Here is a 20,573-nt window from a genome sequence, read left to right on the forward strand (position 1 = left end):
GATCAGTGACCGGGTTGAACCCGCGGACTGGTGTTTCGCCGCACGTTTCGGCGGGCGGCCGTGGGGGAGGTCACTGACACGATGATCGGGTTGCGCGGCGGGGGCCACGCGTCCTAGAAAAGCAGTCGGGTGGAGATATGCATCGCGGTGGCGGACTGGGCGAGGGGACTGACGACCTGGGTCCTCGGCGCGCCCGGCGGGGAAGGCACCGGCGCGAGGTGGAGGAAACGACCGAGGCACGTCAGGCCGACGCACGTCAGACACAGGATGTTCCGGGTGAGCCCGAGCTGAACGACCGGCGGATCGACCGGTCGCGGGCGGGAAGCAGAAATGGTGGTCGGGTGGGGGTGACGTACAAATACTTCGGCGCGCCGGACGGCGCGACCGCGGCCCGCGTCCCCATCTCGATGCGTCCCGAGGAACTCGGCGGCGACGAGCTGGGCATGAACGGCATGTTCACCAAGATCAAGCCGGAGACGATGGCCGCCATGGTGCTGACCGGCATCGAGGGCGTCCCCCTGCACAAGGTGCCGCCGCTCGAGCTGGTCGTCCTGCACCCCGACTACGCCGTCGTCAAGCTCCCCATGACGGTCGTCGACCCGCTCCGCGGCATCGGCGAGGAGGCGGTGGGCGCGGCGGCGTTCATCTGGTCGACGGTCCCGGACCGCGGCGGCCCCCGGGACGCGTTCAACGTCTACCAGCTGCTGCACGAGTGGCAGGACTTCTCGCACCGGCTGCACGAGGCGGGGCACCAGCCGTACTGCCTGGTCTGGCCCTGACCCTCGTTCCCTCCCGCCCGGGCGGGGCTCTCGGGCCCCGCCTTCGTCATTCGCCGCCGACGGGGACGACGTGCTCACCGTCGGGGACGTGCCGCACGCCCTGCTGTTCCCGCGGCTGGCCGCGGTGGTGCACCACGGCGGGGCCGGCACCTCGGCCGCCGCGTTGCGCGCCGGAGTGCCCGCGGTCACCGTGCCGGTGACGGCGGACCAGCCGTTCTGGGCGGCGCGGCTCGCCACCCTCGGCGCGGCCACCGAGCCGATCCCCTTCCGGTCCCTCACCGCCGAACGGCTCGCCGAGTCACTCGGCCGAGTGGTGAGGCGGCAGACGTACAGCCGAGCCGCAGCGGAAGCGGCGCGGCACCTGGCCGCCGAGGACGGAGCCGGCGAGACGCTCAAGGCCGTCCGGCGGTTGACCGACGGCTGACGTCCCGCGGGTCCGGCGCCCGGCCGAGGGCCCGGCGCCCGGCCGAGGGCCCGGCTCGCCTCCGGTACGCGTACGCGCCCCGGCCGGTCCCGCGGGTTCCGCACCCGGCCTCAGCGCCGGGCCAGCGCCAGCACGCTCAGACCGAACATCAGGACGCCCAGGGGGAGGTGGACGGACGGCACGTGCGCTATGCCCAGCACGACCTGGACCGAGGCGAGTACGAGGAAACCCGACGCGTGCCAGACCGGCCGGGGCGAGCCGCCGCCCGGCTTCCACGCCAGCACCGCCGCGAGCACGTACAGCATCGACGCCGCGTACATCACACGGGCTCCGACGCTGTGCAGCGTCTCTCCGTAGGAGGCGGTCAGCAGCAGTCCGGCGGAGACCGCCTGGAGGAGGATGGTCAGGGTCTGCAGGGCGATCGCGATCCGCAGGAACGAGGAGCCGCGCGGTACGTCCGCCGTCACCTGAGTGGCCATGTCACAGTCCCCTTTTCCGCCCGCGGGCAGCGAATCGACAATGGGTTCACCGGTCCGACGACGCGGGCCTGCGAAAGGTAAGGCGGGGGAGCCGAATACATGGGGACTGCCGAGAACGGCACGGCCGGCATAGCCGCCGAGCACGGCCAACTGATCAACGTGGCCTACCGGTTGCTCGGGTCGGTGACCGAGGCCGAGGACGCCGTGCAGGACGCCTACGCGCGCTGGTTCCAGCTGCCGCCGAGCCGGCGGGAGGAGATCCTGTCCCCCGGCGCCTGGCTGACGACGGTGACCGGCCGCATCTGCCTGGACCTGCTCGGCTCGGCGCGGGCCCGCCGTGAACGCTACGTCGGCGCGTGGCTGCCCGAGCCGCTGCCCGACCGCACCGAGTGGGACCGTGCGGGCGGCGCCGGCGCCTTTGGACCCGCGGACCCCGCCGACCAGATCGTCCTGGACGAGTCGGTGGCCACGGCGTTCCTCGTCGTCCTGGAGTCGATGACGCCGGCCGAGCGGGTGGCGTTCGTCCTGCACGACGTCTTCCGGTACCCGTTCGCCGAGATCGCCGACGTGCTCGGCCGGTCCCCCGCCGCCTGCAAACAGCTGGCGGCGTCCGCCCGGCGGCGGTTGCGGGCCGCACGCGCCGAGGTGACGGCGAGCGGCCGGGCCGACGTGGTGCGGCGCGTCAAAGAGGCATGGCGGGCCAAGGACGTCGCTGCCCTCGTCGGGCTCCTCGACCCGGCCGCCGTGATGACCGCCGACGGCGGCGGTGTGGCCGGCGCCGCCCTGCGCCCGGTCGAGGGCGGCGCGCGCATCGCCCGGTACATGGTCGCCATGGCCGACAGGGCTCCGGGGCTCGAACTCCTGGAGCGGTCGGTCAGCGGCGTGCCGGGCCTGGTGGCCCAGCGCGCCGGCGCCGTCATGACCGTCGCCTCGTTCGAGGTCCGCGACGGGCGCGTCACCCGGATCTGGGCGGTCCGCAACCCGGAGAAGCTGCGGCCGTGGGCCGGGGTGACGGAAGGCGCCGCACCATCGTGGGAGGCGCGCGGGTGACGCCGGCGACCGGCGCCGGGTCCGCGACCGGGCCGCGTCGAGGCGGCGCGGAACGCCTCGCCCGGCGCGGCCCCCTGCCCCCGGCGCCGTGACTTCCGGCGCCGTCACCCCAGGAACTCCATCAGCCGGTCGTTCAGTTCCTTCGGCTCGGTGAGCGGCAGGGAGTGGTGGGTGGCGCCGGGCAGCAGCGCCACCTCGCCCCGGGCCAGGGCCCGGCGGGCCTTGCCGGCCACCTCGGCGGCACGGTGGGCGCGGCTGCGCTCCGCGAGCAGGACCAGCACCGGCATGCCGAGATCGGCGGCCGGGAGGCGGCCGCCGCCGATGAGCTTGCGGCCGGGGAAGGTGGTGGCCAGCGCGTGGAGGCGCTGCCAGGTCTGGTCCGGGTGGAGACCCGCCGTCTCCCAGGCGAGGAAGGCGCGGGCCCGGGCCTCGCTCGGGCGGATCAGAGTGGGCAGCGCGCGCAGCAGGTAGCCGGGGCGGAAACCGGCGAAGACCTGGGTGGGGTCGACGAGGGCGAGACGGTCGATCCGCTGCGGTGCGTGCAGTGCGTACCTCACGGCCTGCCAGGCGCCGTAGGAGTGACCGCACAGGTGGGTGCGGGCGAGCCCGAGGCCGTCCAGCAGCGCGCCCAGCCAGGCCGTCAGATCGCCGGCGTTACGCAACGGTGTGCCGTGGCGTTCGGTGCGGCCGGCGTCGCCCATCAGGTCGACCGCGTGGACCCGGTAACGCTCGCCGAGGATGGGTGCGTTGGCGAACCAGACCAGGCCGGTGGCGGAGCCGCCCGGCAGCAGCACCAGCGGGCTGCCGTCCACCGGGCCGTACACATGGACCCGGGTGCGCCCGTACGGCGTGGCGACGTCCCGCTCCTCGGTGGACTCGGGCCAGCGGGCGAGGAGTTCGTCGTAGGCAAAGTCGAAAGCCGACGGAGACACGGGCATTCCTCTCGCTCAACGATAATCTCGGTCAGCGAGATAATATGCCGGGGAGTGAGGGAGTGTCATGGACGATCGGAAACCGGTGATGGAACTGGTCCACCTGCTGCGGGCGGTGACCGTGGAGTTCGACCTCCTGGGCGCCGAGTTCGCCGCGCGCCACGGACTGCACCCCACCGACGTGCGCGCATTGATCCACCTGCTGGACGCGGCACGGGCCGGCACCCGCGCCACGCCCGGATGGCTCGGCGGGCAGCTGCGCCTGAACTCGGCCGGGACCACCGCCCTGGTGGATCGCCTGGAGCGGCTCGGACTGGTCCGGCGCACCCGGGACACGGCCGACCGGCGCCGCGTGCTGCTGCAGGTGGAGGAGAAGGCCACCGGGCTCGGGTGGACCTTCTTCGGGCCGGTGATCGGTGAGGTGGTGGCGGCCTCGGAGGGCCTCGATCCGGGCGAGCTTGAGACGGTGCGCCGCTTCCTGACCTCGGTGCTGGAGTCGACCCGGCAGGCGCGTTCGGCCTGACGGGGCTTCGGTGCGACGACGTGGCGGCGGGCCGGCCCGACCGTGCGAGCACGGGTGACCTTTTCGCCTCGCCCGCGGCCCGGGAACACTTCTCGGGCCTGGTTCGTCTACAGTCCGATGGATGGTCTACGTTCCTGTAGTCAGTCGGTCCCGGCCTCCGGGCGCGGCACGGCGGCAGTCGGAACCCTCGGCCCGGGCGCTCGCCGCCGGGCGCCGGTGCGCTCCGCTGCCTTCCCCATGAGTCTTCGAGAGGCGGCGGAGAGCCATGCGCCCCAGGATCCTGGTGGTCGAGGACGATCACGCGCTGCGGGACGTGCTGCGCCGGGGGCTGCACGACGAGGACTTCGACCCCGTCCCGGCGGCCGACGGCGCCACCGCCCTGCGGCTGGCCACGGCCGGCATCTCGGCGGCCGTGCTCGACGTCGGCCTGCCCGACTCGGACGGCCGGGACGTCTGCCAGGCCATGCGCGCCAACGGCTTCCTCGCGCCCGTGATCTTCCTGACCGCCCGGCACCGGCTCACCGACCGCCTGTCCGGCTTCTCCGCCGGAGGCGACGACTACCTGCCCAAGCCCTTCCACATAGCCGAACTCGCCGCGAGGCTGAGAGCCGTACTCAGACGGACGGCCGCCACGCCGGTGTGCGGGACCGGTGACCTGGTCCTGGACGCGGTGGACCACAGCATGACCGTCCACGGCGCCCGCGTCCCGCTCTCCCCCACCGAGTTCCGGCTGCTCGCCACGCTCGTCGCCGCGGACGGGACCCTCGTCCGGCGCCGCGCCCTGACGCGGGCCGGCTGGCCCGAGGGCGCGCAGGTCAGCGACAACACCCTGGACCAGTACCTGAGCCGGCTGCGCCGCAAGCTGCGCGAGGCCGGCAGCGGGCTGACGGTCGACACGGCGCGCGGGATCGGGCACCGGCTGTCGTGAACGGCGCCCCTCGCGCCCTGCGGCGCCTCGCCCCGCGCACCCTGCGCGGCCGCCTCTCCCTGGTGGCGCTGACCACCGCCGCCCTGCTGATGACCGTCCTGACCGTGGTGTTCAACGCCGTGATGGACCGGCACCTGCAGCACCAGGCGGACGACGAACTGCGCAACCGGGCGGCGGCGGTGGCCACGACCGTCGACACCGACGGGCCCCGGGTGCGGGTCCTGGAGACCGCCGACGACCGCCTCCTCGACGCGAACGTGTGGATCTACGCCGGAACGCGCCTGCTCGAGGGACCGCCGTCCGCCACACCCGGCAGTCCGCCGGCGCGGGCCGCCGGCCGGCTGGCGGCGCGGCGGGAGGACGCCTGCGCGACCGTACGCGTCCCCGGCCGCGGGCCCGCCCGGCTGTGCGCCCGGCCCGTCCCCGGCCGCCGGGTCACCGCCACCGTCGTGACCGCCCTGGACCTGGCCCCGTACCGCGGTTCGGCCGGCACCCTGCTGGTGGGGTCGGTCGTCCTGGACGTCGTGATGCTCGGCTGCACCTACGTGCTCACCCGCCTGTCCGTCGGCCGGGCGCTGCGCCCGGTGCGGACGATGACCGACCAGGCCGCGCAGTGGAGCGCCGTCGGCTCGGACGAGCGCTTCGGCGCCGCGGACCACCCGGCCGAACTCGCCCGCCTGGGCGCCTCGCTGGACGCGCTCCTGGACCGCATACGCACCGTCCTGCGCCACGAACGGCAGCTCACCGGAGAGCTGTCGCACGAACTGCGCACTCCGCTCACCCGGATCGTCATGGAACTCGACTGGTGGCGGGCCCGTCCCCGCACGGCCGCCGAGACCGCCGCCGCCCAGGAGGTGATCGCCGAGGCCGCCCGGTCCATGCGCACCATCTGCGACACGCTCCTGGACGACGCCCGCGAGAACGCCCTGAGCCCCGCGGCCGCCCCCGGGACCACCGACGTGGTGTCCGTCCTGGACGGGCTGCTGCGGCGCCTGGACGCACCGGACCGGGTGAGGACGGCGCTGGAGACGCGAACACCGGTGCCGGAGGCGGGAGTCGCCCCCGCCCTCCTCGAACGCATCCTCAGCCCGCTGCTCGCCAACGCCGCCCGCTACGCCCGCTCGCAGGTGACCGTGTCCGCGTGGCGCGTCCCCGGCGCCGTGCGGATCGACGTCGTCGACGACGGCCCCGGTGTGCCGGAGGCGTTCGGTGAGGAGCTGTTCCGGCCCGGCCGGCGCGCCGATCCCGGCGACGGGCACGACGGCGCGGGCCTGGGGCTGCCGCTCGCGCGGCGGCTGGCCCGCGCCGTCGGCGGCGAGGTGTCCCACGACCCCGGGCACGCGCCCGGGGCCAGGTTCACGGTCAGCCTGCCCGCCGGCTGACCGGCTCCCGCTCCCCCTCCTCCTTCTCGGGCCCGGCGGCGGACCGGCGCTCCCGCACCTGGGCGTACGCCATCAGGGCGAACAGCACGGCGAGGAGGACGGCGGAGGAGCCCGCCGTACCCAGGTCGAGGCCGCCCTTGGCGACCGGCTTGGTGAGGAAGTCGCCCGCGGTGGCGCCCAGTGGGCGGGTGAGCACGAAGGCGATCCAGAACAGCAGGACGTTCGGCACCGCGGGCGCCTTCGTCAGCGCCAGGAGCACGCCGAGCAGCCCGGTGACGAGCAGGGCGCCACCGGCGTAGCCGAGGCCGGAGCTGTCGGAGAGGAAGTCGCCCATGGAGGTGCCCAGGGTGTTCGACACCAGGATCGCCGACCAGAACAGGGCCTCGCCCCTGAAGGTGACGATGTCGCGGATCCGGAACGTCATCCCGCTCAGCTTCCAGACGGCGAAGACCGCCAGCAGGACGGAGATCAGGACGGCGGCCCCGGCGGGATAGCCCAGACCGAGCCCCTGAGGGCCCCAGCCGAGCCTGGTCGTGTCGGCCGAGAGGTACTCGGCGCCGGCGTCGCGGTTCATGAAGTCGGACATCGTGGTGCCGGCCATGCTGGTCGACAGGATCACCGTCCAGTAGAAGAACGGGTTGTAGCGGCTGGACCGGAGCTGGACCACCAGCGTCACCACGAAGACCAGGAACAGCGCGATCGTCGTGAGGAAGTAGCCCAGCTTCAGGGTCTGCGCGAAGAGGTCGCCCGCCGTCTCGCCCAGGGTCGTCGCGGCGATCTTCATGATCCAGAACGCCAGGGTGACCTCGGGCAGCTTCTTCATCACCGACTTGGTCGTGTTCGACGCGCTCGCCACGTCGAGGTCGGTGAGGACCTCCGGTTGCTCCAATGCGGTTCTCCCTTCCGGTCGAAACGACAGGGCGCTCGCCCCCGGGGAACGGGACGAGCGCCCTGTGTGAGATCGAGCCGGCCGCCGGCGGCGACCGTGCTCCCCGACCGTGGCACGAAGTGCCTGAACGCATCCTGAACGCGTGCCGCGCGGCAGCTCAGGCCGTGTGCCGGGCGGCCGGGCCGGGCTCGGTGACGTCCTTGCGCGTCACGCCCAGGTACACGACCAGGCCGAGGATGACCGCCAGGAACAGCGCGCTGGTGATCACGGTGCCCACGCCCAGGCCGCCGTCCGCGGTGGGCTGGGAGAGGTAGTCGCCGACCGAGGCGCCGAGGGGGCGGGTGAGGACGTAGGCGATCCAGAAGCTCCACACCGCGTCCAGGCCCAGCGCGAAGCGCGCGACGGCCACGGCGGCGATGGCCGCCGCGAACAGGACGCCGGACAGCCAGTACCCGAGGTCCATGCGCTCGGAGACCAGGTCCCCCGCCGCGGTGCCGAGGGCGAAGGTGAACAGGACCGCGAGCCAGTAGAAGGACTCGCGGCCGGTGCTGTCGATGCTGTGGATGGACAGCGTCCGCTCACGCCGGTACCAGACGGCGAACACGATCGCGAGGACGACGGCGAACACCGTCGTGCTCGTCTCCAGCGGCACGCCCATGTGGTCGGTGAGGTTGTCGCTGATCAGCGTGCCGACGACGCTGATCAGGGCCACCGCGGGCCAGTACACGCCGGCCCGGTAGGCCGCGGTGCGGAACTGCGCCACCAGGACCACGGCGAGCAGTGCGCTCATCAGCAGCGACACACCGGTCAGGCCCAGGCCGGCCTTCTCGTTCAGCAGGTCGGCCGCGGTCTCTCCGACCGTCGTGCACAGCACCTTGATGATCCAGAAGTAGGCGGTTACCTCGGGCACCTTGTTCCGGCCCGGCCGGTGCCGCGCCGGGGCGGCGGGGCCCGCGGCCGCTGGCGGCGGGGATGTCTTGGACGTCTCGTGGGTCATGGCCGACGACCGTGCCATCGGACGCCTGAACGCATCCTGACCGCTCGTACGGGAACGGTCCGCCCTCGATCATCGTCTACAGTAACGTAGACGGTCTACGGAAATGTAGACGGCTGGGGTGCCGTGCGCCCGGAGAGGACTCATGCCGATGACCACGTCCGTGGTTCTGTCGTCGCAGCTCGCGGTGAACCCGCTCGACGCCCAGTCGCTGCTGGCCGCCTTCGGCGTGCTCGGGGTGGGTGTCGTGATGTTCGCCGAGACGGGCCTGCTGATCGGGTTCTTCCTGCCGGGCGACTCCCTGCTGTTCACGGCCGGCCTGCTGTGCACCGGCACCGGCCGGCACGGCGTGCATCTGTCGCTCGGTCCGCTGCTGGCCGCGGCGGCGATCGGCGCGCTGGCCGGCGCCCAGTTCGGTTATCTGATCGGACGCCGGGCCGGCGGCGCCCTGCTGGCGCGCAGCCGCTCGGCGCGGCTGCGCGAGGGCGCGGAGCGAGCGGAGCACCTGCTCGCGCGCTACGGCCACGCCAAGGCGATCTTCCTGGCGAGGTTCGTGCCGGTGGTGCGGACGGTGCTGAACCCGCTGGCCGGGGCGCTGGAGGTGCCGGTCCGGGCGTTCACCGTGTGGCAGGTGGCCGGCGGCCTGGTGTGGAGCCTCGGCCTGACCCTGGCGGGCTACGCGCTGGGCTCCTCGATCCCGAACGTGGACCGCTATCTGCTCCCGCTGGTCGCGCTGATCGTCGTGGTGTCGCTGCTCCCGCTCGCCGCCGAGCTGTACCGGGGCCGCCGCGGGCGCGCCGAGGAGAAGGCGGTCCGGGGATGATCCTGGCATTCGACGGGGCGCCGATCGACGGCTCCGCCTACCGGGACGTGACGGTGCTCGCCCAGCACGCGCCGGCCTGGCTGGACTCCGCGGTGGCGGTGTGGTCGGACTACGGGCTCGCGGTGTTCGCCCTGCTCATGGCCCTCGGCTGGTGGCGGGCCCGGGGGTCCGGGGCGGCCGCGGCGGTGACCGCGCTGGCCGTGCCGGCGGTGGTGGTCCTGGCGTACGGCGTCAACGCCGTGCTCAAGCTCGCCGTGCGCGAGGACCGGCCCTGCCAGAGCCTGCGGGTGACGACCCTGGAGGCGTGCCCGGCGCACGGCGACTGGTCGTTCCCCAGCAACCACGCGGCGATCGCGGCGGCCGCCGCGGTGGCGCTGCTGTTCGTCTCGCGGCGGCTGGGCGCGGTCGCCTGCGGTGCGGCGGTCGCCATGGCGGCCTCCCGGGTCTGGATCGGCGTGCACTACCCCCATGACGTCGTGACCGGAATGGTGGTGGGCGGGCTCGTCGCGCTCGCCGCGATGTCCCTGGTCCGGCGCCGGTCCGCCGCGCTGGCCCACCTGCTGACCTCGGCGGCCCCGCTCCGTCCGCTGCTGTCGGCCTCGTGAACCGGAAGGACACCGCCGAGCTGGCCGGCAGCGCCGGTCTCGGCGCGTGGGCGGCGTTCGCCGTGCTGACCATGGTCGTCACCGGCCGGGGCGGTTCACCGCTCTGGCTGGACCACGGCTTCCTCGGCTGGGCGGCCGGCCACCGCCCCGGCGTGGCCGTGGCGGTGGCACGGGGCGTGACCAGCACCGGTACGGGGGTGGTTCCCTACGTCCTGGCGGCCGTGGCCGGCGCCGTGGCGGGACGCAACACGCGGCAGCGGCTGCTCGCGGCCGCGCTCTGCCTCGCCTGCCTCGGTACGGGGCAGGCGCTGCGGTACGGCGCGATGGAGCTGGTCCACCGGCCGCGCCCGCCGCACGGGGACTGGGCGACGCACGCGAGCGGCTGGGCGTTCCCCTCCGGGCACACCACCACGGCCGCCCTCACCGCCGGGATACTGATCGTCGCGCTGACCCTGCGCGCCCCGCACGGCGGCACCGCACTGCGGATCGCCCTCGCCTGCTGGGGTCTGCTGGTGGGGCTGACCCGCTGCTACCTCGGCGTGCACTGGTTCACCGACGTCCTGGGCGGCTGGCTGTTCGCCGCCGGCTGGCTGGGGACGTGCCTGTGCGTGGCCGCCCACGTGCCGGCGGCCTCGTCCCTCACCCGCCGGGCGGAACCGCCCGCGGAGCCGGCGGAAGACCCGGCGCGCCCGCACTGAGGCCCGCCCGGATCCCGTCCACCACTGGCACTGCACGTGCGGAGTGGTTCTCGTCCCCTGGGCCGGGGACCGGCTCGGCGCCCGGCTCCCCTCCCGCCACCTGACCGGATGCCGCCCCGCCCTCCCCCGGACGGCCGCGCGTACGGCGCCGGGGCGTAGTACCGCGGTACCACCCGCCCCGCGGGCTTCGGTCCGCGGTACCACCGAATCCGGACATTCCGGCCCTAGCGTTGCGGAGGAGGCGCGGGCCGGCCCGGCGCCGCGGTCCCCGGACGAGGGAGTACGCGCATGATCGAGGCAGAGCAGCTCACCAAGAGGTACGGGGAGAAGACCGCCGTCGACGGTCTGGGCTTCACGGTACGACCGGGGACGGTGACCGGTTTCCTGGGGCCCAACGGCGCGGGCAAGTCCACGACGATGCGCATGGTCGTCGGGCTCGACGCGCCGACCAGCGGCTCCGTCACGGTGAACGGGCGGCGCTACGCCCGCCACCGGGCGCCGCTGCAGGAGGTCGGCGCGCTGCTGGAGGCGAAGTCGGTGCACCCGGGGCGCTCGGCCCGCGGCCACCTCAGGGCCCTCGCGCTCACCCACGGCATTCCGCGCCGCCGGGTCGACGAGGTCGTCGAACTGGCCGGTATCGGCAGCGTCGCGACGAAGCGCGCCGGCGCCTTCTCCCTCGGCATGGGCCAGCGCCTGGGCATCGCCGCCGCGCTGCTGGGCGACCCGCAGACGGTGATGCTGGACGAGCCCGTCAACGGCCTGGACCCCGAGGGGGTGCGCTGGATCCGGAACCTGCTCACCTCCCTCGCCGCCGAGGGGCGCACGGTCTTCGTCTCCTCGCACCTGATGAGCGAGGTGTCGCTGGTGGCGGACCATCTGATCGTCGTCGGCCGGGGCCGGCTGCTGGCCGACACCACCGTGCGGGAGCTGGTCCGCGCGGCGGGCGGCGACAGCGTGCGGGTCGCGACGGCCGACCCCGCGCGGCTGCGGGACGTGCTGGCCGGTCCCGGTGTGGAGATCACCGGCCGCATCGGCTCCGAGGAACTGCAGGTGACCGGGGTGTCCGCACGCGAGATCGGCCTGAAGGCCGCCGAGCACGGGATCGCCCTGTTCGAGCTGACCTCGAAGGCGGTGTCGCTGGAGGAGGCGTTCATGGAACTGACCCGGGACGCCGTGGAGTACCACGGCGGCACGACGGGCGCCGAGACCTCCGGGAGCGTGGCATGAGCACCCTCACCGCGACATCCGAGACCCCCGAGACCCCTGAGACCCCCGGGACCGCGCCGGCCGCCGAGAGCCGCCCCGCCTACCGGGTGACCGGCCGGCGCGTGCTGTCCTCCGAGTGGGCCAAGCTCTGGTCGCTGCGCTCCACCTGGATCACCCTCGGCCTGGGCCTGCTGTTCCTCGTCGCCTTCGGCGTCATCGCCGCGAGCCACTACAAGTCGGGGCTCGGCTCGGGCCGGCCCCCCGAGCGCGACTTCGCGAACGCGACGGCCGTGAGCCTGTCGCTGTTCGGCACGAACTTCGCCCAGCTGGCCCTCGGTGTGCTCGGCGTGCTGGTCACGGCGGGCGAATACTCCACCGGGATGATCCGCTCGACCATGGCCGCGGTGCCGCGCCGGCTGCCCGTGCTGTGGTCCAAGGCGGCGGTGTACGGGCTGGTCGCACTGGTGGTCGCGACCGCCGGCGCGTTCGCCGCCTTCCTGGCCGGCAGCCGGATCGTCGCCGGGACGCCCGTCGCCATGGGCCTCGGCCACGCCGGAGTCGTACGCGCCCTGCTGGGGGCCGGGCTCTACCTCGGCCTGGTCGGCGTGATCGGCACCGCACTGGGCGCGCTGCTGCGGTCGGTGGCGGGCGGCATCTCGGTACTCGTGGCCGCCCTCATGCTCGTACCCGGACTGGTCTCCCTGCTGCCGAGTTCGTGGCAGGGCGACATCAGCCCCTACCTGCCGAGCCACGCGGGCCAGTCGCTCTTCGCCCTGACGCGCGACTCGGCCACCCTGTCGCCGGGTGCCGGACTCCTGGTCTTCCTCGGCTGGACGGTGCTGGCGCTGGCCGGAGCGGCGTACCGGCTGTTGCGCAGCGACGTGTGAGCGGCGGCCGGCCGCATGATGGGCCGATGACCTCCGCGACCGCCGAGGACCTCGGCGCGATGGGTCCGCTGGTCGCCCGGCTCGGCCGGGCCGGCCAGCGGCTCCGGCACGCCGACCGGGCCCGTCCGTGGGTGCTGGACGCCGCCGTCGTGTGCCTGGTGCTCTCGGTGTTCTGCCTGCCGGACCTGCTGCACGCGATCGGCGGGGACGGCGACGGGCCGCGCCGTTTCCGCGTGGCGTTCACCCGGCTGCCTCTGGCGGGCATGGCGGCCGTGCAGGCCGGTCTGGTGCTGCCGCTGCTGTGGCGGCGCCGGGCGCCCGCCGTCGCCTTCGGCGCCGTCACGGTCGTGTTCGTCCTCCAGTGGTCGCTCGGCGCCGCGCTCCGCGCGGACGTCGCGCTGTTCGTGGCCCTGTACAGCCTGGCCCTGCACGGGCGGCTGCGGCAGCTGCCCTGGGCCTGCGCGGTCCTGGCGGGTGCGCTGGGCCTGGTCGCGGCGCGGGTCTCGGCGGCGGTGCCGGTCTCGGACGCGCTCTTCTTCCTGCTCAGCACGGCCACCGCGGCCCTCGCGCTCGGCCTGATGATCCGCATCCGGCGGGCCCAGCTGGCCGGGCTGCGGGACCGCGCGGCCCGGCTGGAGACCGAACGCGACCAGCGCGGCAGGCTGGCCGTCGCGGCCGAACGGGCCCGGGTGGCCCGCGAGATGCACGACATCGTCGGCCACAACCTGTCCGTCATCATCACCCTCGCCGACGCCGGCGCCTACGCCACCGCCGCCTGCCCGGAGCGGGGCGAGGAGGCCCTGCGCCTGATCGGTGACACCGGCCGGCAGGCCCTGAGCGAGCTGCGCCGGGTGCTCGGCGTGCTGCGCGAGGGCGACGGCCCGCGCGCCGGGCCGGAGCTGAGCCCGCAGCCGGGCCTCGCGGACATCGACGCGCTGTGCGAGGGGGTGCGCGCCGCGGGCCTGGAGGTCGTCTACCGTACGGCCGGTGACGTCGACGCCCTGGACAGCGGGGTGCAGCTCACGGTCTACCGCATCGTGCAGGAGGCCCTCACGAACACCCTGAAGCACGCCGGGGCCGGCGCCCGCGCGAACCTGGCGATCGTCGTGGAGGACGCGCGGCTGACGATCGCCGTCCAGGACTCCGGCCCGCCCGTCCCGGCCGGCCGTCCCGGCACGGCGAACGAGGAGGGACACGGACTGGTGGGCATGCGGGAACGAGCCGCTCTCTACGGCGGACACGTCAGCGCCGGCCCCCTCGGCCCGGGGTGGACGGTGCGCGCCGCCCTCGACCTCGCTCCCCAGGGCGGTGCCGCCGGGTGACCACCGTGCTCGTCGTGGACGACCAGCCGCTCCAGCGGTACGGCTTCCGGATACTGCTGGACTCCGTGCCCGGGACGGAGGTGGTCGGCGAGGCCGCGCACGGGACCGAGGCCGTGCGCAAGGCCGCCGAACTGCGCCCCGACGTCGTCCTGATGGACGTGCGGATGCCGGGCATGGACGGCATCGAGGCCACCCGCCGTATCGTCGCCGCGGGCGGCCGTTCCCGGGTCCTCGTCCTGACCACCTTCGACCTCGACGAGTACGTCCACGCGGCCCTGCGCGCCGGGGCCAGCGGCTTCCTGCTCAAGGACGCCCGTCCCGAGGAACTCCTCTCGGGCATCCGCGCCGTGGCCGCCGGAGACGCGGTGATCGCGCCCGCGCTCACCCGCCGCCTGCTGCACGAGTTCGCCCGTCTCGTGCCGGCCGGCGGCGAGGGCTCCGGCGGGGACCCGCGCCTGAGCGCCCTCACCGACCGCGAACGCGAGATCCTGGTCGCCATCGGCAAGGGCTGGACCAACAGCGAGATCGCCACGCGGTTCGTGCTCTCGGAGTCCACGGTGAAGACGCACGTCGGCCGCGTCCTGTCCAAGATCGGCGCCCGGGACCGCGTCCAGGCGGTGATCTTCGCCTACGACCACGGCCTGGCCCGGCCGCAGGCCGGCTAGCCCCGGTCCGGCCGGACGGAGGGCCCTTCCCGCTCATCCGTACGGGGTATCCGCCGCCGCACCCGCGTGTGTCCGCGGCCGGCGGCGGGCGAGTGTGCGCACCGTGGGACCTACGGAACCGGGATCACGGTGAGGACAGATGATCGTATCGGTGGTGTCGATGCCCGGAGGGGCCACCACGCGTACGGGCCCGGCGGAGGCACGGGAACTGCTGGCCGCCTCCTCCTTCCTGCTGGTCGACGTCCAGCTCGCGGGCGAGCCGGAGCCCGACGAGGCCGGGATCGTCGGCGCGCTCGGCCTGGAGTCCGAGTGCCCGCCCTGGTTCGGCAGGGCGGAGGAGCCGGTGCGGGCCCAGTTCCTCGGCGACCGGGCCGGCTTCGTGGTCCCCGTCGTCCAGGGCGGCCGGGTCATCCACGTCCACGTCATGGCGACGGAGCGGCACCTGGTCACCCTGCACCGGGGGCCGGCCCGGACGCTGGAGGCCCTCCTCTCCCGGCTCGCCGAGGAGAACCCGCCCGACACCGTGGCCCTGCTGTTCCTGCTGCTGCAGGAGGCCCTGGACACGTTCCGGCGGGCCGCGGTGGCGGACCTGCTGGTGGTGGAGGACCTCGAGGACGAGATGTTCGACCGCCGGCGTCCCGACCAGGTCTACCGCCTGGCGCGGCTGCGGCGGCGCGCCGCGCTCCTGCACCACTACCTGCTGCCCTACCTCCAGGCGACGGACGAGCTGATCATGCGCAGGATGCTCAACCGGGACTTCCCCGAGGAGCGCCAGCGCCTCGCCCGGGAGTTCCAGCACACCGGCCGGCTGGTGCTCACCGACATCCAGTCCCTGCAGGAGGCCACCCGCCGCGCCTTCGCCAGCTACTCCTCGCTGGTCTCGGGCGAGCAGAACGGGGTGATCAACCGGCTGGCCATCGTCTCCACGATCTTCCTGCCGCTGACGTTCCTGACCGGCTACTTCGGGATGAACTTCAGCTACCTCACGGACGAGATGGAGAGCCGGGCCGTGTTCTGGCTGCTCGCCGTGGCCCTGCAGGCGGCGGTCCTGGGCGGCGCCCTGTACGTGCTGCACCGCACCCACATCTGGCGCAGGCTCCGGGACGACGAGGGGATACGGGACGTGTGAGCGCGGCGCCCCGGGGCCGCCCGGGGTCACTCGGGGGCGAAGGAGAAGCTGCGCCACGGACCGGTGGCCCTGACCACCACGTCCGAGCCCTGCATGTTCAGGTAGATGCTCTCCTTGCCCTTCGGCGCGGTGCAGTCGGGCGTCTTGAACAGCAGGATGCTGTTCTGGGTGAAGTTGTCGACGCGGGTGACGTCCGCCCTGAAGCGGTGGCACCCCTCGATCGACGGGTTGGTGAAGGACTGCACCGGTCTGACGCCGTTGTGCCCGGTGATCGTGCCGGACGCCTGGTCCTGGCAGGCGGCCAGTCCCACCCCGGCCGTCGCGACGCAGGCGAGCGCGGCCAGCGGACGTGAAACACGCATCGGTCCTCCTGTGTGTACGGAGAGCGTGTACGGAGAGCCGGCTGGAAGGTGGTCCCGCCCCACCACCACTATCCGCCACAGCGGGCGGACCCGCCTGGCGAGTGCGGCGGCCCCGGCCGCTGGGCGGCCGTGCAGGGCCCTGCACGCGGGCAGTCCGTCCTGCGCCGGGCGATAGTGGTGACGTACCGGCAGTTCCGCACCGCGCCCCCGAGGAGGCCCCGTTGGCCGGACCGGACCGGGGATCGCGGGTGGTGGTCGTGATGGGCGTGTCCGCGTCCGGGAAGTCCACCGTCGGAGCACGGCTCGCGCAGCGGCTCGGCGTTCCGTTCCTGGAGGGCGACGACCTCCACCCGGCCGCCAACCGCGCCAAGATGGCGTCGGGACACCCCCTCGACGACGCCGACCGGCGGCCCTGGCTGGCGGCGCTCACGGAGTGGATCCGCACCGCGTCCGGCGGGCAGGGGGGCGTCGCCTCCTGTTCCGCGCTCAAGCGCGCGTACCGCGACCAGTTCCGCCGCACCGGAGCGGACCTGTGGTTCGTGTACCTGGCGCTCGACCGAGCGGTCGCCGCGGACCGTATCGCGCACCGCAAGGGGCACTTCATGCCGCCGGCGCTGCTCGACAGCCAGTACGCCACCCTCGATCCGCTGCACCCCGACGAGCAGGGCGTCACCATCGACGCGTCCCGGGACACGGACCAGGTCGTGCGGGCCGCGCTGCGTTCCGTGTGCGGGCCGGACCGCTGACGCGCGCCTCCGCACCGCGCGGCCCGCCGGCCGGAGCGCGGGCGCGGACGGTCCGTCCTAGGCTGACCGAGGGGGGCCGTTCGGGTGAATCGCTTGCCGGAAGGGGTGCCCCGATGGACGACTACCCCCTGATCGAGAACCACGGCCTGCTCGGCGATCTGCAGACGGCGGCCCTGGTCACCACGGACGGAACGGTCGACTGGCTCTGCCTCCCCCGGTTCGACTCGCCCAGCGTCTTCGGCGCCCTGCTGGACAAGGACAGGGGCGGCCACTGCACGGTGCGGCCGACGCACGCGATGTACGCGACCAAGCAGCTCTACCTCCCCGACACGGCGGTCCTGGTGACCCGCTTCATGACCGAGGCGGGCGCGGGCGAGGTCCTGGACTTCATGCCGGTGACCGGAAGGGCGGCCACCGACTGCCACCGGCTGGTCCGCCTGGTGCGCTGCGTACGCGGCGCCATGACGTTCGACGTCGAGATCGCGCCCCGGTTCGACTACGGCCGGACGGCGCACCGGCTGCACATCACCGAGCACGGCGCCCTGTTCGCGGCGGAGAACGGCGCGGTGCTCACCGTGCACCCCATCCGCGAGCCGGAGGACGAGCGGCTCGTGGACGTCCTCACGGACCGGGGGAACGACCTGCACTTCACGCTCAGCCTGGCGGCGGGCCAGCAGCGCGGTCTGATGCTGGAGTCGGCCGCAGACGGACCGCCCCGGCAGCTCCGGCTCGCGCAGTACCAGGAGCTGTTCGACGAGACCATCAGGTACTGGCGCACCTGGCTCGGCCAGTCCCAGTACTCGGGGCGCTGGCGGGAGACGGTGGAACGCTCGGCGATCACCCTGAAGCTCATGACGTACGCCCCGAGCGGCGCCCTGGTGGCCGCCCCGACGGCGGCGCTCCCCGAGCAACTGGGCGGCGAGCGCAACTGGGACTACCGGTTCACCTGGATCCGTGACGCCTCCTTCTCCGTGTACGCCCTGCTGGGGCTGGGGTTCACCGAGGAGGCGAGGGCGTTCATCAACTGGCTGGGCGACCGGGTGCGGGAACGGGCGGGCAGCGACGGGGACTCGGGTCCGCTCAACATCATGTACCGGGTCGACGGGTCCTCCGACCTGAAGGAGGAACTGCTGGAGCACTGGGAGGGCTACGCCGGCTCCGCCCCGGTGCGGATCGGCAACGGCGCCGCGACCCAGCTCCAGCTCGACATCTACGGCGAGGCGCTGGACAGCATCTATTTCGCGCACCGGCACGGGATCAGGCTGGGGCACCAGGGCTGGACCTCGCTGCTGACCAACCTCGAGTGGCTGGTCGACCACTGGGACCAGGCCGGAGAGGGCCTGTGGGAGACCCGGGGCGGACGCCAGAACTTCACCTACGGCCGGGTCATGTCGTGGGTGGCGTTCGACCGCGCGCTGCGGCTCGCCGAGTCGCACGGCCGGCCGGGCCCGACCGCCCGCTGGAGCAGCGAACGCGACGCGATCTACGAGCAGGTCATGAGCCGGGGGTGGAGCGGGAAGCGCCGGGCCTTCGTGCAGCACTACGGCAGCGACGTGCTCGACTCCTCGCTGCTGCGCATGTCGACGGTCGGGTTCATCACCCCCGAGGACCCGCTGTGGACGTCGGCGCTCGACGCGATGGAGCAGGAACTGGTCAGCGACAGCCTGGTCTACCGCTACAACCCCGAGGCCTCGCCGGACGGCCTGCGCGGTTCGGAGGGCACCTTCTCGCTGTGCACCTTCATGTACGTCGACGCGCTGGCGCGGGCCGGACGCACCACCCGGGCCCGGCTGGTGTTCGAGAAGATGATGGGGTACGCCAACCACCTGGGCCTGTACTCGGAAGAGATCGATCCGACGGGCCGTCAACTGGGAAACTTCCCGCAGGCGTTCACCCATCTCGCGCTCATCGACGCGGCGCTCACCCTGAACGACGCCCTGACGCCCCGCTAGCCGGGCCCGGGTTCAGCCCGCCGGCGGCACGGGGCCGAGCAGCACGAGGGTGTCGTCCGGCGCCGTGCCGGCGAGCGGCGCCGCCCCGGTGACGGGTTCCAGTGCGCCGCCGCGCCGCACGACGAACAGGGCGTCGGACCCGGGCGGCCGGGGCGCGGACGCCGGCTGGACGTGGAAGCGGGCGCCCCGCTCGTGGCGGTCGGCGACGGTGTGCCGGACCAGCCGTCCGCCGAAGAGGGTGCGGCCGGCCGTGTAGGGGGCGACCACGCCCTCGCCGCCGGGCGGCGGCCCGAGCCGGTGGACCGGGCCGTCGACGCTGTCCTCCATGACGATGGCGGCGAGGGCGTTGAAGTCGTCGTCGGCCGTGAGCAGGTAGACCGAGGTGATGCCCTCCAGCCGGGCCCGCGGGTCGGTGGCCGTGGCCATCAGCTCCCCGGCGACCAGTTCGAGCCCCGCCGCCTCGATCCGCTCGCGCTCGTCGGCGCCGCCCGCCCACATCAGCACGTCGGCGCCGGCGGCGCGCAGCGCCCGGGCGAGGTCGACGACCCACGGATCGCCGCCCACCAGCAGCGGGCGGGCCCGCGCCGGACGGCTGACGCCGAGCCCGCGGGCGAAGGGCTTCGCCGTGACCGCGTAGACCAGGACGGTTCCCACGATCACCAGGAAGGTGACGGGGAGGATCTTGCCGGCGCCGCGCAGTCCCGCGGCCGTGAGCGAGGCGGAGAAGGTGGTGGCGGTGGACGCGGCCACGATGCCGCGCGGCGCCATCCAGCCGACGAAGGCCCGCTCGCCCGCCCGGAGCCGCGTGCGGACGGTGGACAGCAGGGCGACCAGCGGCCTGACCACGAGCACGAGCAGGGCGACCAGCCCGAGCGTGGGCAGCAGCACCGGGACGACGGACTTCGGCGTCACGGTGGCCGAGATGGAGACGAACAGCAGGCCGATGATGAGCTGCACGAGCGTCTCGAAGAACGGCCGGCGTGCGGGCATGTCGAGTCCGGGCAGGTTCGCGACGGTCAGCCCGATGACGATCGCGGCGATGAGGCCGGTGTCGTCGTAGGCCATGTCGCAGCCCGCGGCCACCGCGACGACGGTGGCGAGCTGGGCCAGGGTGCCCAGCGTCTCGCCCAGCCGGAGCCGCCGGAGGGCGAACCAGAGCAGCGCGGCGCCGACCGCCCCGCCGACGAGTCCGAGGGTGATGCCCGCGAAGAACGCTCCGAAGCGGAAGTGCCCGCTGCGCAGCCCGCCGGAGACGATGGAGTGGAAGACGACCGCGCCGAGGATGCCGCCGACGGGGTCGATCAGCGAGCCCTCCCACATCAGGACGCGGCGCACCCCGTCCGAGGGCCGGACGTGCTCCAGCAGGGGCCCCACGACGGTCGGCCCGGACACCACGAGGATGACCCCGATCATGCTGGCCACGGCCACCGGCACCCCGAACAGGGCGGGCGCCGTGCCCACCACGGTCCCCCAGGTGAGCGCCACGCCGAGCACCATCAGGCGGACGACGACGGAGCGGGTGGCGCCCTTGAGATGGCGCAGGTCGAGGCCCAGCCCGGCGTCGTACAGAATGATCGCCACGGACAGGGACACGAGCGGGGAGAACGCCGGGCCCAGCAGCAGGTCGGGGCGGACGTCGTCGGTGAGGGCGCCGGCGGCGAACCCGGCGGGCAGCAGCAGGATCAGGGCCGGGATCCGCAGCCGGCTCGCGAGGATCTGGCATCCGACGGCCAGGGCCACGGTCAGCCCGAAGCCCAGCAGGATGTCGTCCTCGCTCACCCGGCCCGCGCCCCCGGCC

General features: G+C 73.9%; 21 protein-coding genes and 1 pseudogene. 16 read left to right on the forward strand and 6 right to left on the reverse strand.

Going from position 1 to position 20,573, the window contains the following annotated elements; genetic code table 11:
* Positions 1–137: 137 nt before the first annotated feature.
* Both ACZ7JA_RS04015 and ACZ7JA_RS04020 read left to right on the forward strand, forming a co-directional pair.
* Positions 138–779, forward strand: coding sequence for a hypothetical protein (locus ACZ7JA_RS04015; RefSeq protein WP_351667622.1), 642 nt, complete (start codon positions 138–140; stop codon positions 777–779).
* A gap of 49 nt (positions 780–828) precedes the next feature.
* Positions 829–1,203, forward strand: a pseudogene (locus tag ACZ7JA_RS04020) (glycosyltransferase); the annotation flags it as partial.
* A gap of 110 nt (positions 1,204–1,313) precedes the next feature.
* On the opposite strand, the gene ACZ7JA_RS04025 reads toward ACZ7JA_RS04020, so the two are convergent.
* The gene (locus ACZ7JA_RS04025) at positions 1,314–1,682 is read right to left on the reverse strand and encodes a hypothetical protein (RefSeq protein WP_351667620.1); all 369 of its coding nucleotides are present in this window, start codon (positions 1,680–1,682) and stop codon (positions 1,314–1,316) included.
* A 99-nt stretch (positions 1,683–1,781) separates the two neighbouring features.
* On the opposite strand from ACZ7JA_RS04025, the gene sigJ reads away from it, so the two are divergent.
* On the forward strand, positions 1,782–2,732 hold the full coding sequence (gene sigJ, locus ACZ7JA_RS04030) for an RNA polymerase sigma factor SigJ (RefSeq protein WP_470807053.1): 951 nt from the start codon (positions 1,782–1,784) through the stop codon (positions 2,730–2,732).
* A gap of 104 nt (positions 2,733–2,836) precedes the next feature.
* Here sigJ and ACZ7JA_RS04035 read toward each other — a convergent pair whose 3' ends face one another.
* Complete coding sequence (locus ACZ7JA_RS04035) at positions 2,837–3,670, reverse strand: alpha/beta fold hydrolase (protein ID WP_470807055.1); 834 nt, start codon at positions 3,668–3,670, stop codon at positions 2,837–2,839.
* Positions 3,671–3,731: 61 nt separating this feature from the next.
* Between ACZ7JA_RS04035 and ACZ7JA_RS04040 the strand changes: the two genes are divergently transcribed.
* The 3 genes from ACZ7JA_RS04040 to ACZ7JA_RS04050 all read left to right on the forward strand — a co-directional run bounded on the left by ACZ7JA_RS04040 (position 3,732) and on the right by ACZ7JA_RS04050 (position 6,497).
* Complete coding sequence (locus tag ACZ7JA_RS04040) at positions 3,732–4,187, forward strand: MarR family transcriptional regulator (RefSeq protein ID WP_470807057.1); 456 nt, start codon at positions 3,732–3,734, stop codon at positions 4,185–4,187.
* Positions 4,188–4,452: 265 nt separating this feature from the next.
* On the forward strand, positions 4,453–5,115 hold the full coding sequence (locus tag ACZ7JA_RS04045; protein ID WP_389305253.1) for a response regulator transcription factor: 663 nt from the start codon (positions 4,453–4,455) through the stop codon (positions 5,113–5,115).
* Positions 5,112–6,497, forward strand: coding sequence for a sensor histidine kinase (locus ACZ7JA_RS04050; protein WP_470807059.1), 1,386 nt, complete (start codon positions 5,112–5,114; stop codon positions 6,495–6,497). Before ACZ7JA_RS04045 ends, ACZ7JA_RS04050 begins: the two co-directional genes overlap by 4 nt.
* Here the strand turns inward: ACZ7JA_RS04050 and ACZ7JA_RS04055 are convergent.
* Together ACZ7JA_RS04055 and ACZ7JA_RS04060 are read right to left on the reverse strand one after the other, a co-directional pair.
* The gene (locus ACZ7JA_RS04055; RefSeq protein WP_470807060.1) at positions 6,478–7,386 is read right to left on the reverse strand and encodes a COG4705 family protein; all 909 of its coding nucleotides are present in this window, start codon (positions 7,384–7,386) and stop codon (positions 6,478–6,480) included. The two genes, ACZ7JA_RS04050 and ACZ7JA_RS04055, sit on opposite strands and share 20 nt — an antisense overlap.
* Before the next feature lie 157 nt (positions 7,387–7,543).
* Entirely contained in the window at positions 7,544–8,383 is an 840-nt protein-coding gene (locus ACZ7JA_RS04060) for a COG4705 family protein (protein WP_470807062.1), read from the reverse strand.
* Positions 8,384–8,531: 148 nt separating this feature from the next.
* On the opposite strand from ACZ7JA_RS04060, the gene ACZ7JA_RS04065 reads away from it, so the two are divergent.
* From ACZ7JA_RS04065 to ACZ7JA_RS04100, 8 genes are all read left to right on the forward strand, one after another.
* Entirely contained in the window at positions 8,532–9,203 is a 672-nt protein-coding gene (locus tag ACZ7JA_RS04065; protein WP_470807063.1) for a DedA family protein, read from the forward strand.
* Positions 9,200–9,808, forward strand: a complete 609-nt coding sequence (locus ACZ7JA_RS04070; RefSeq protein ID WP_351667604.1) for a phosphatase PAP2 family protein — start codon at positions 9,200–9,202, stop codon at positions 9,806–9,808. The genes ACZ7JA_RS04065 and ACZ7JA_RS04070 overlap by 4 nt, the downstream gene beginning before the upstream one ends.
* Positions 9,805–10,506 (forward strand): phosphatase PAP2 family protein, encoded by a 702-nt coding sequence (locus ACZ7JA_RS04075; RefSeq protein ID WP_470807066.1) that lies wholly within the window; start codon positions 9,805–9,807, stop codon positions 10,504–10,506. The genes ACZ7JA_RS04070 and ACZ7JA_RS04075 overlap by 4 nt, the downstream gene beginning before the upstream one ends.
* A 288-nt stretch (positions 10,507–10,794) precedes the next feature.
* Positions 10,795–11,733 carry an ABC transporter ATP-binding protein gene (locus ACZ7JA_RS04080; protein ID WP_401137548.1) on the forward strand — a complete coding sequence of 313 codons (939 nt, stop codon included), beginning with the start codon at positions 10,795–10,797 and terminating at the stop codon, positions 11,731–11,733.
* Positions 11,730–12,599, forward strand: a complete 870-nt coding sequence (locus ACZ7JA_RS04085) for an ABC transporter permease (RefSeq protein WP_389445751.1) — start codon at positions 11,730–11,732, stop codon at positions 12,597–12,599. Before ACZ7JA_RS04080 ends, ACZ7JA_RS04085 begins: the two co-directional genes overlap by 4 nt.
* A gap of 26 nt (positions 12,600–12,625) precedes the next feature.
* Positions 12,626–13,921 carry a sensor histidine kinase gene (locus ACZ7JA_RS04090; protein WP_351667596.1) on the forward strand — a complete coding sequence of 432 codons (1,296 nt, stop codon included), beginning with the start codon at positions 12,626–12,628 and terminating at the stop codon, positions 13,919–13,921.
* Positions 13,918–14,586, forward strand: a complete 669-nt coding sequence (locus tag ACZ7JA_RS04095; protein ID WP_450748932.1) for a response regulator — start codon at positions 13,918–13,920, stop codon at positions 14,584–14,586. Before ACZ7JA_RS04090 ends, ACZ7JA_RS04095 begins: the two co-directional genes overlap by 4 nt.
* A gap of 139 nt (positions 14,587–14,725) precedes the next feature.
* Positions 14,726–15,715 carry a CorA family divalent cation transporter gene (locus tag ACZ7JA_RS04100; protein ID WP_351667592.1) on the forward strand — a complete coding sequence of 330 codons (990 nt, stop codon included), beginning with the start codon at positions 14,726–14,728 and terminating at the stop codon, positions 15,713–15,715.
* 26 nt (positions 15,716–15,741) lie between these two features.
* Here ACZ7JA_RS04100 and ACZ7JA_RS04105 read toward each other — a convergent pair whose 3' ends face one another.
* Positions 15,742–16,077, reverse strand: a complete 336-nt coding sequence (locus ACZ7JA_RS04105) for a hypothetical protein (protein WP_351667590.1) — start codon at positions 16,075–16,077, stop codon at positions 15,742–15,744.
* A gap of 221 nt (positions 16,078–16,298) precedes the next feature.
* On the opposite strand from ACZ7JA_RS04105, the gene ACZ7JA_RS04110 reads away from it, so the two are divergent.
* Together ACZ7JA_RS04110 and ACZ7JA_RS04115 are read left to right on the forward strand one after the other, a co-directional pair.
* Positions 16,299–16,823, forward strand: coding sequence for a gluconokinase (locus ACZ7JA_RS04110; protein ID WP_450743089.1), 525 nt, complete (start codon positions 16,299–16,301; stop codon positions 16,821–16,823).
* A gap of 113 nt (positions 16,824–16,936) precedes the next feature.
* Entirely contained in the window at positions 16,937–18,775 is a 1,839-nt protein-coding gene (locus ACZ7JA_RS04115; protein ID WP_470807070.1) for a glycoside hydrolase family 15 protein, read from the forward strand.
* Positions 18,776–18,787: 12 nt separating this feature from the next.
* Here ACZ7JA_RS04115 and ACZ7JA_RS04120 read toward each other — a convergent pair whose 3' ends face one another.
* Positions 18,788–20,554 carry a cation:proton antiporter gene (locus tag ACZ7JA_RS04120; protein WP_351667584.1) on the reverse strand — a complete coding sequence of 589 codons (1,767 nt, stop codon included), beginning with the start codon at positions 20,552–20,554 and terminating at the stop codon, positions 18,788–18,790.
* Between the last annotated feature and the right edge of the window lie 19 nt (positions 20,555–20,573).

Source organism: Streptomyces sp. NPDC038135, assembly GCF_055601245.1.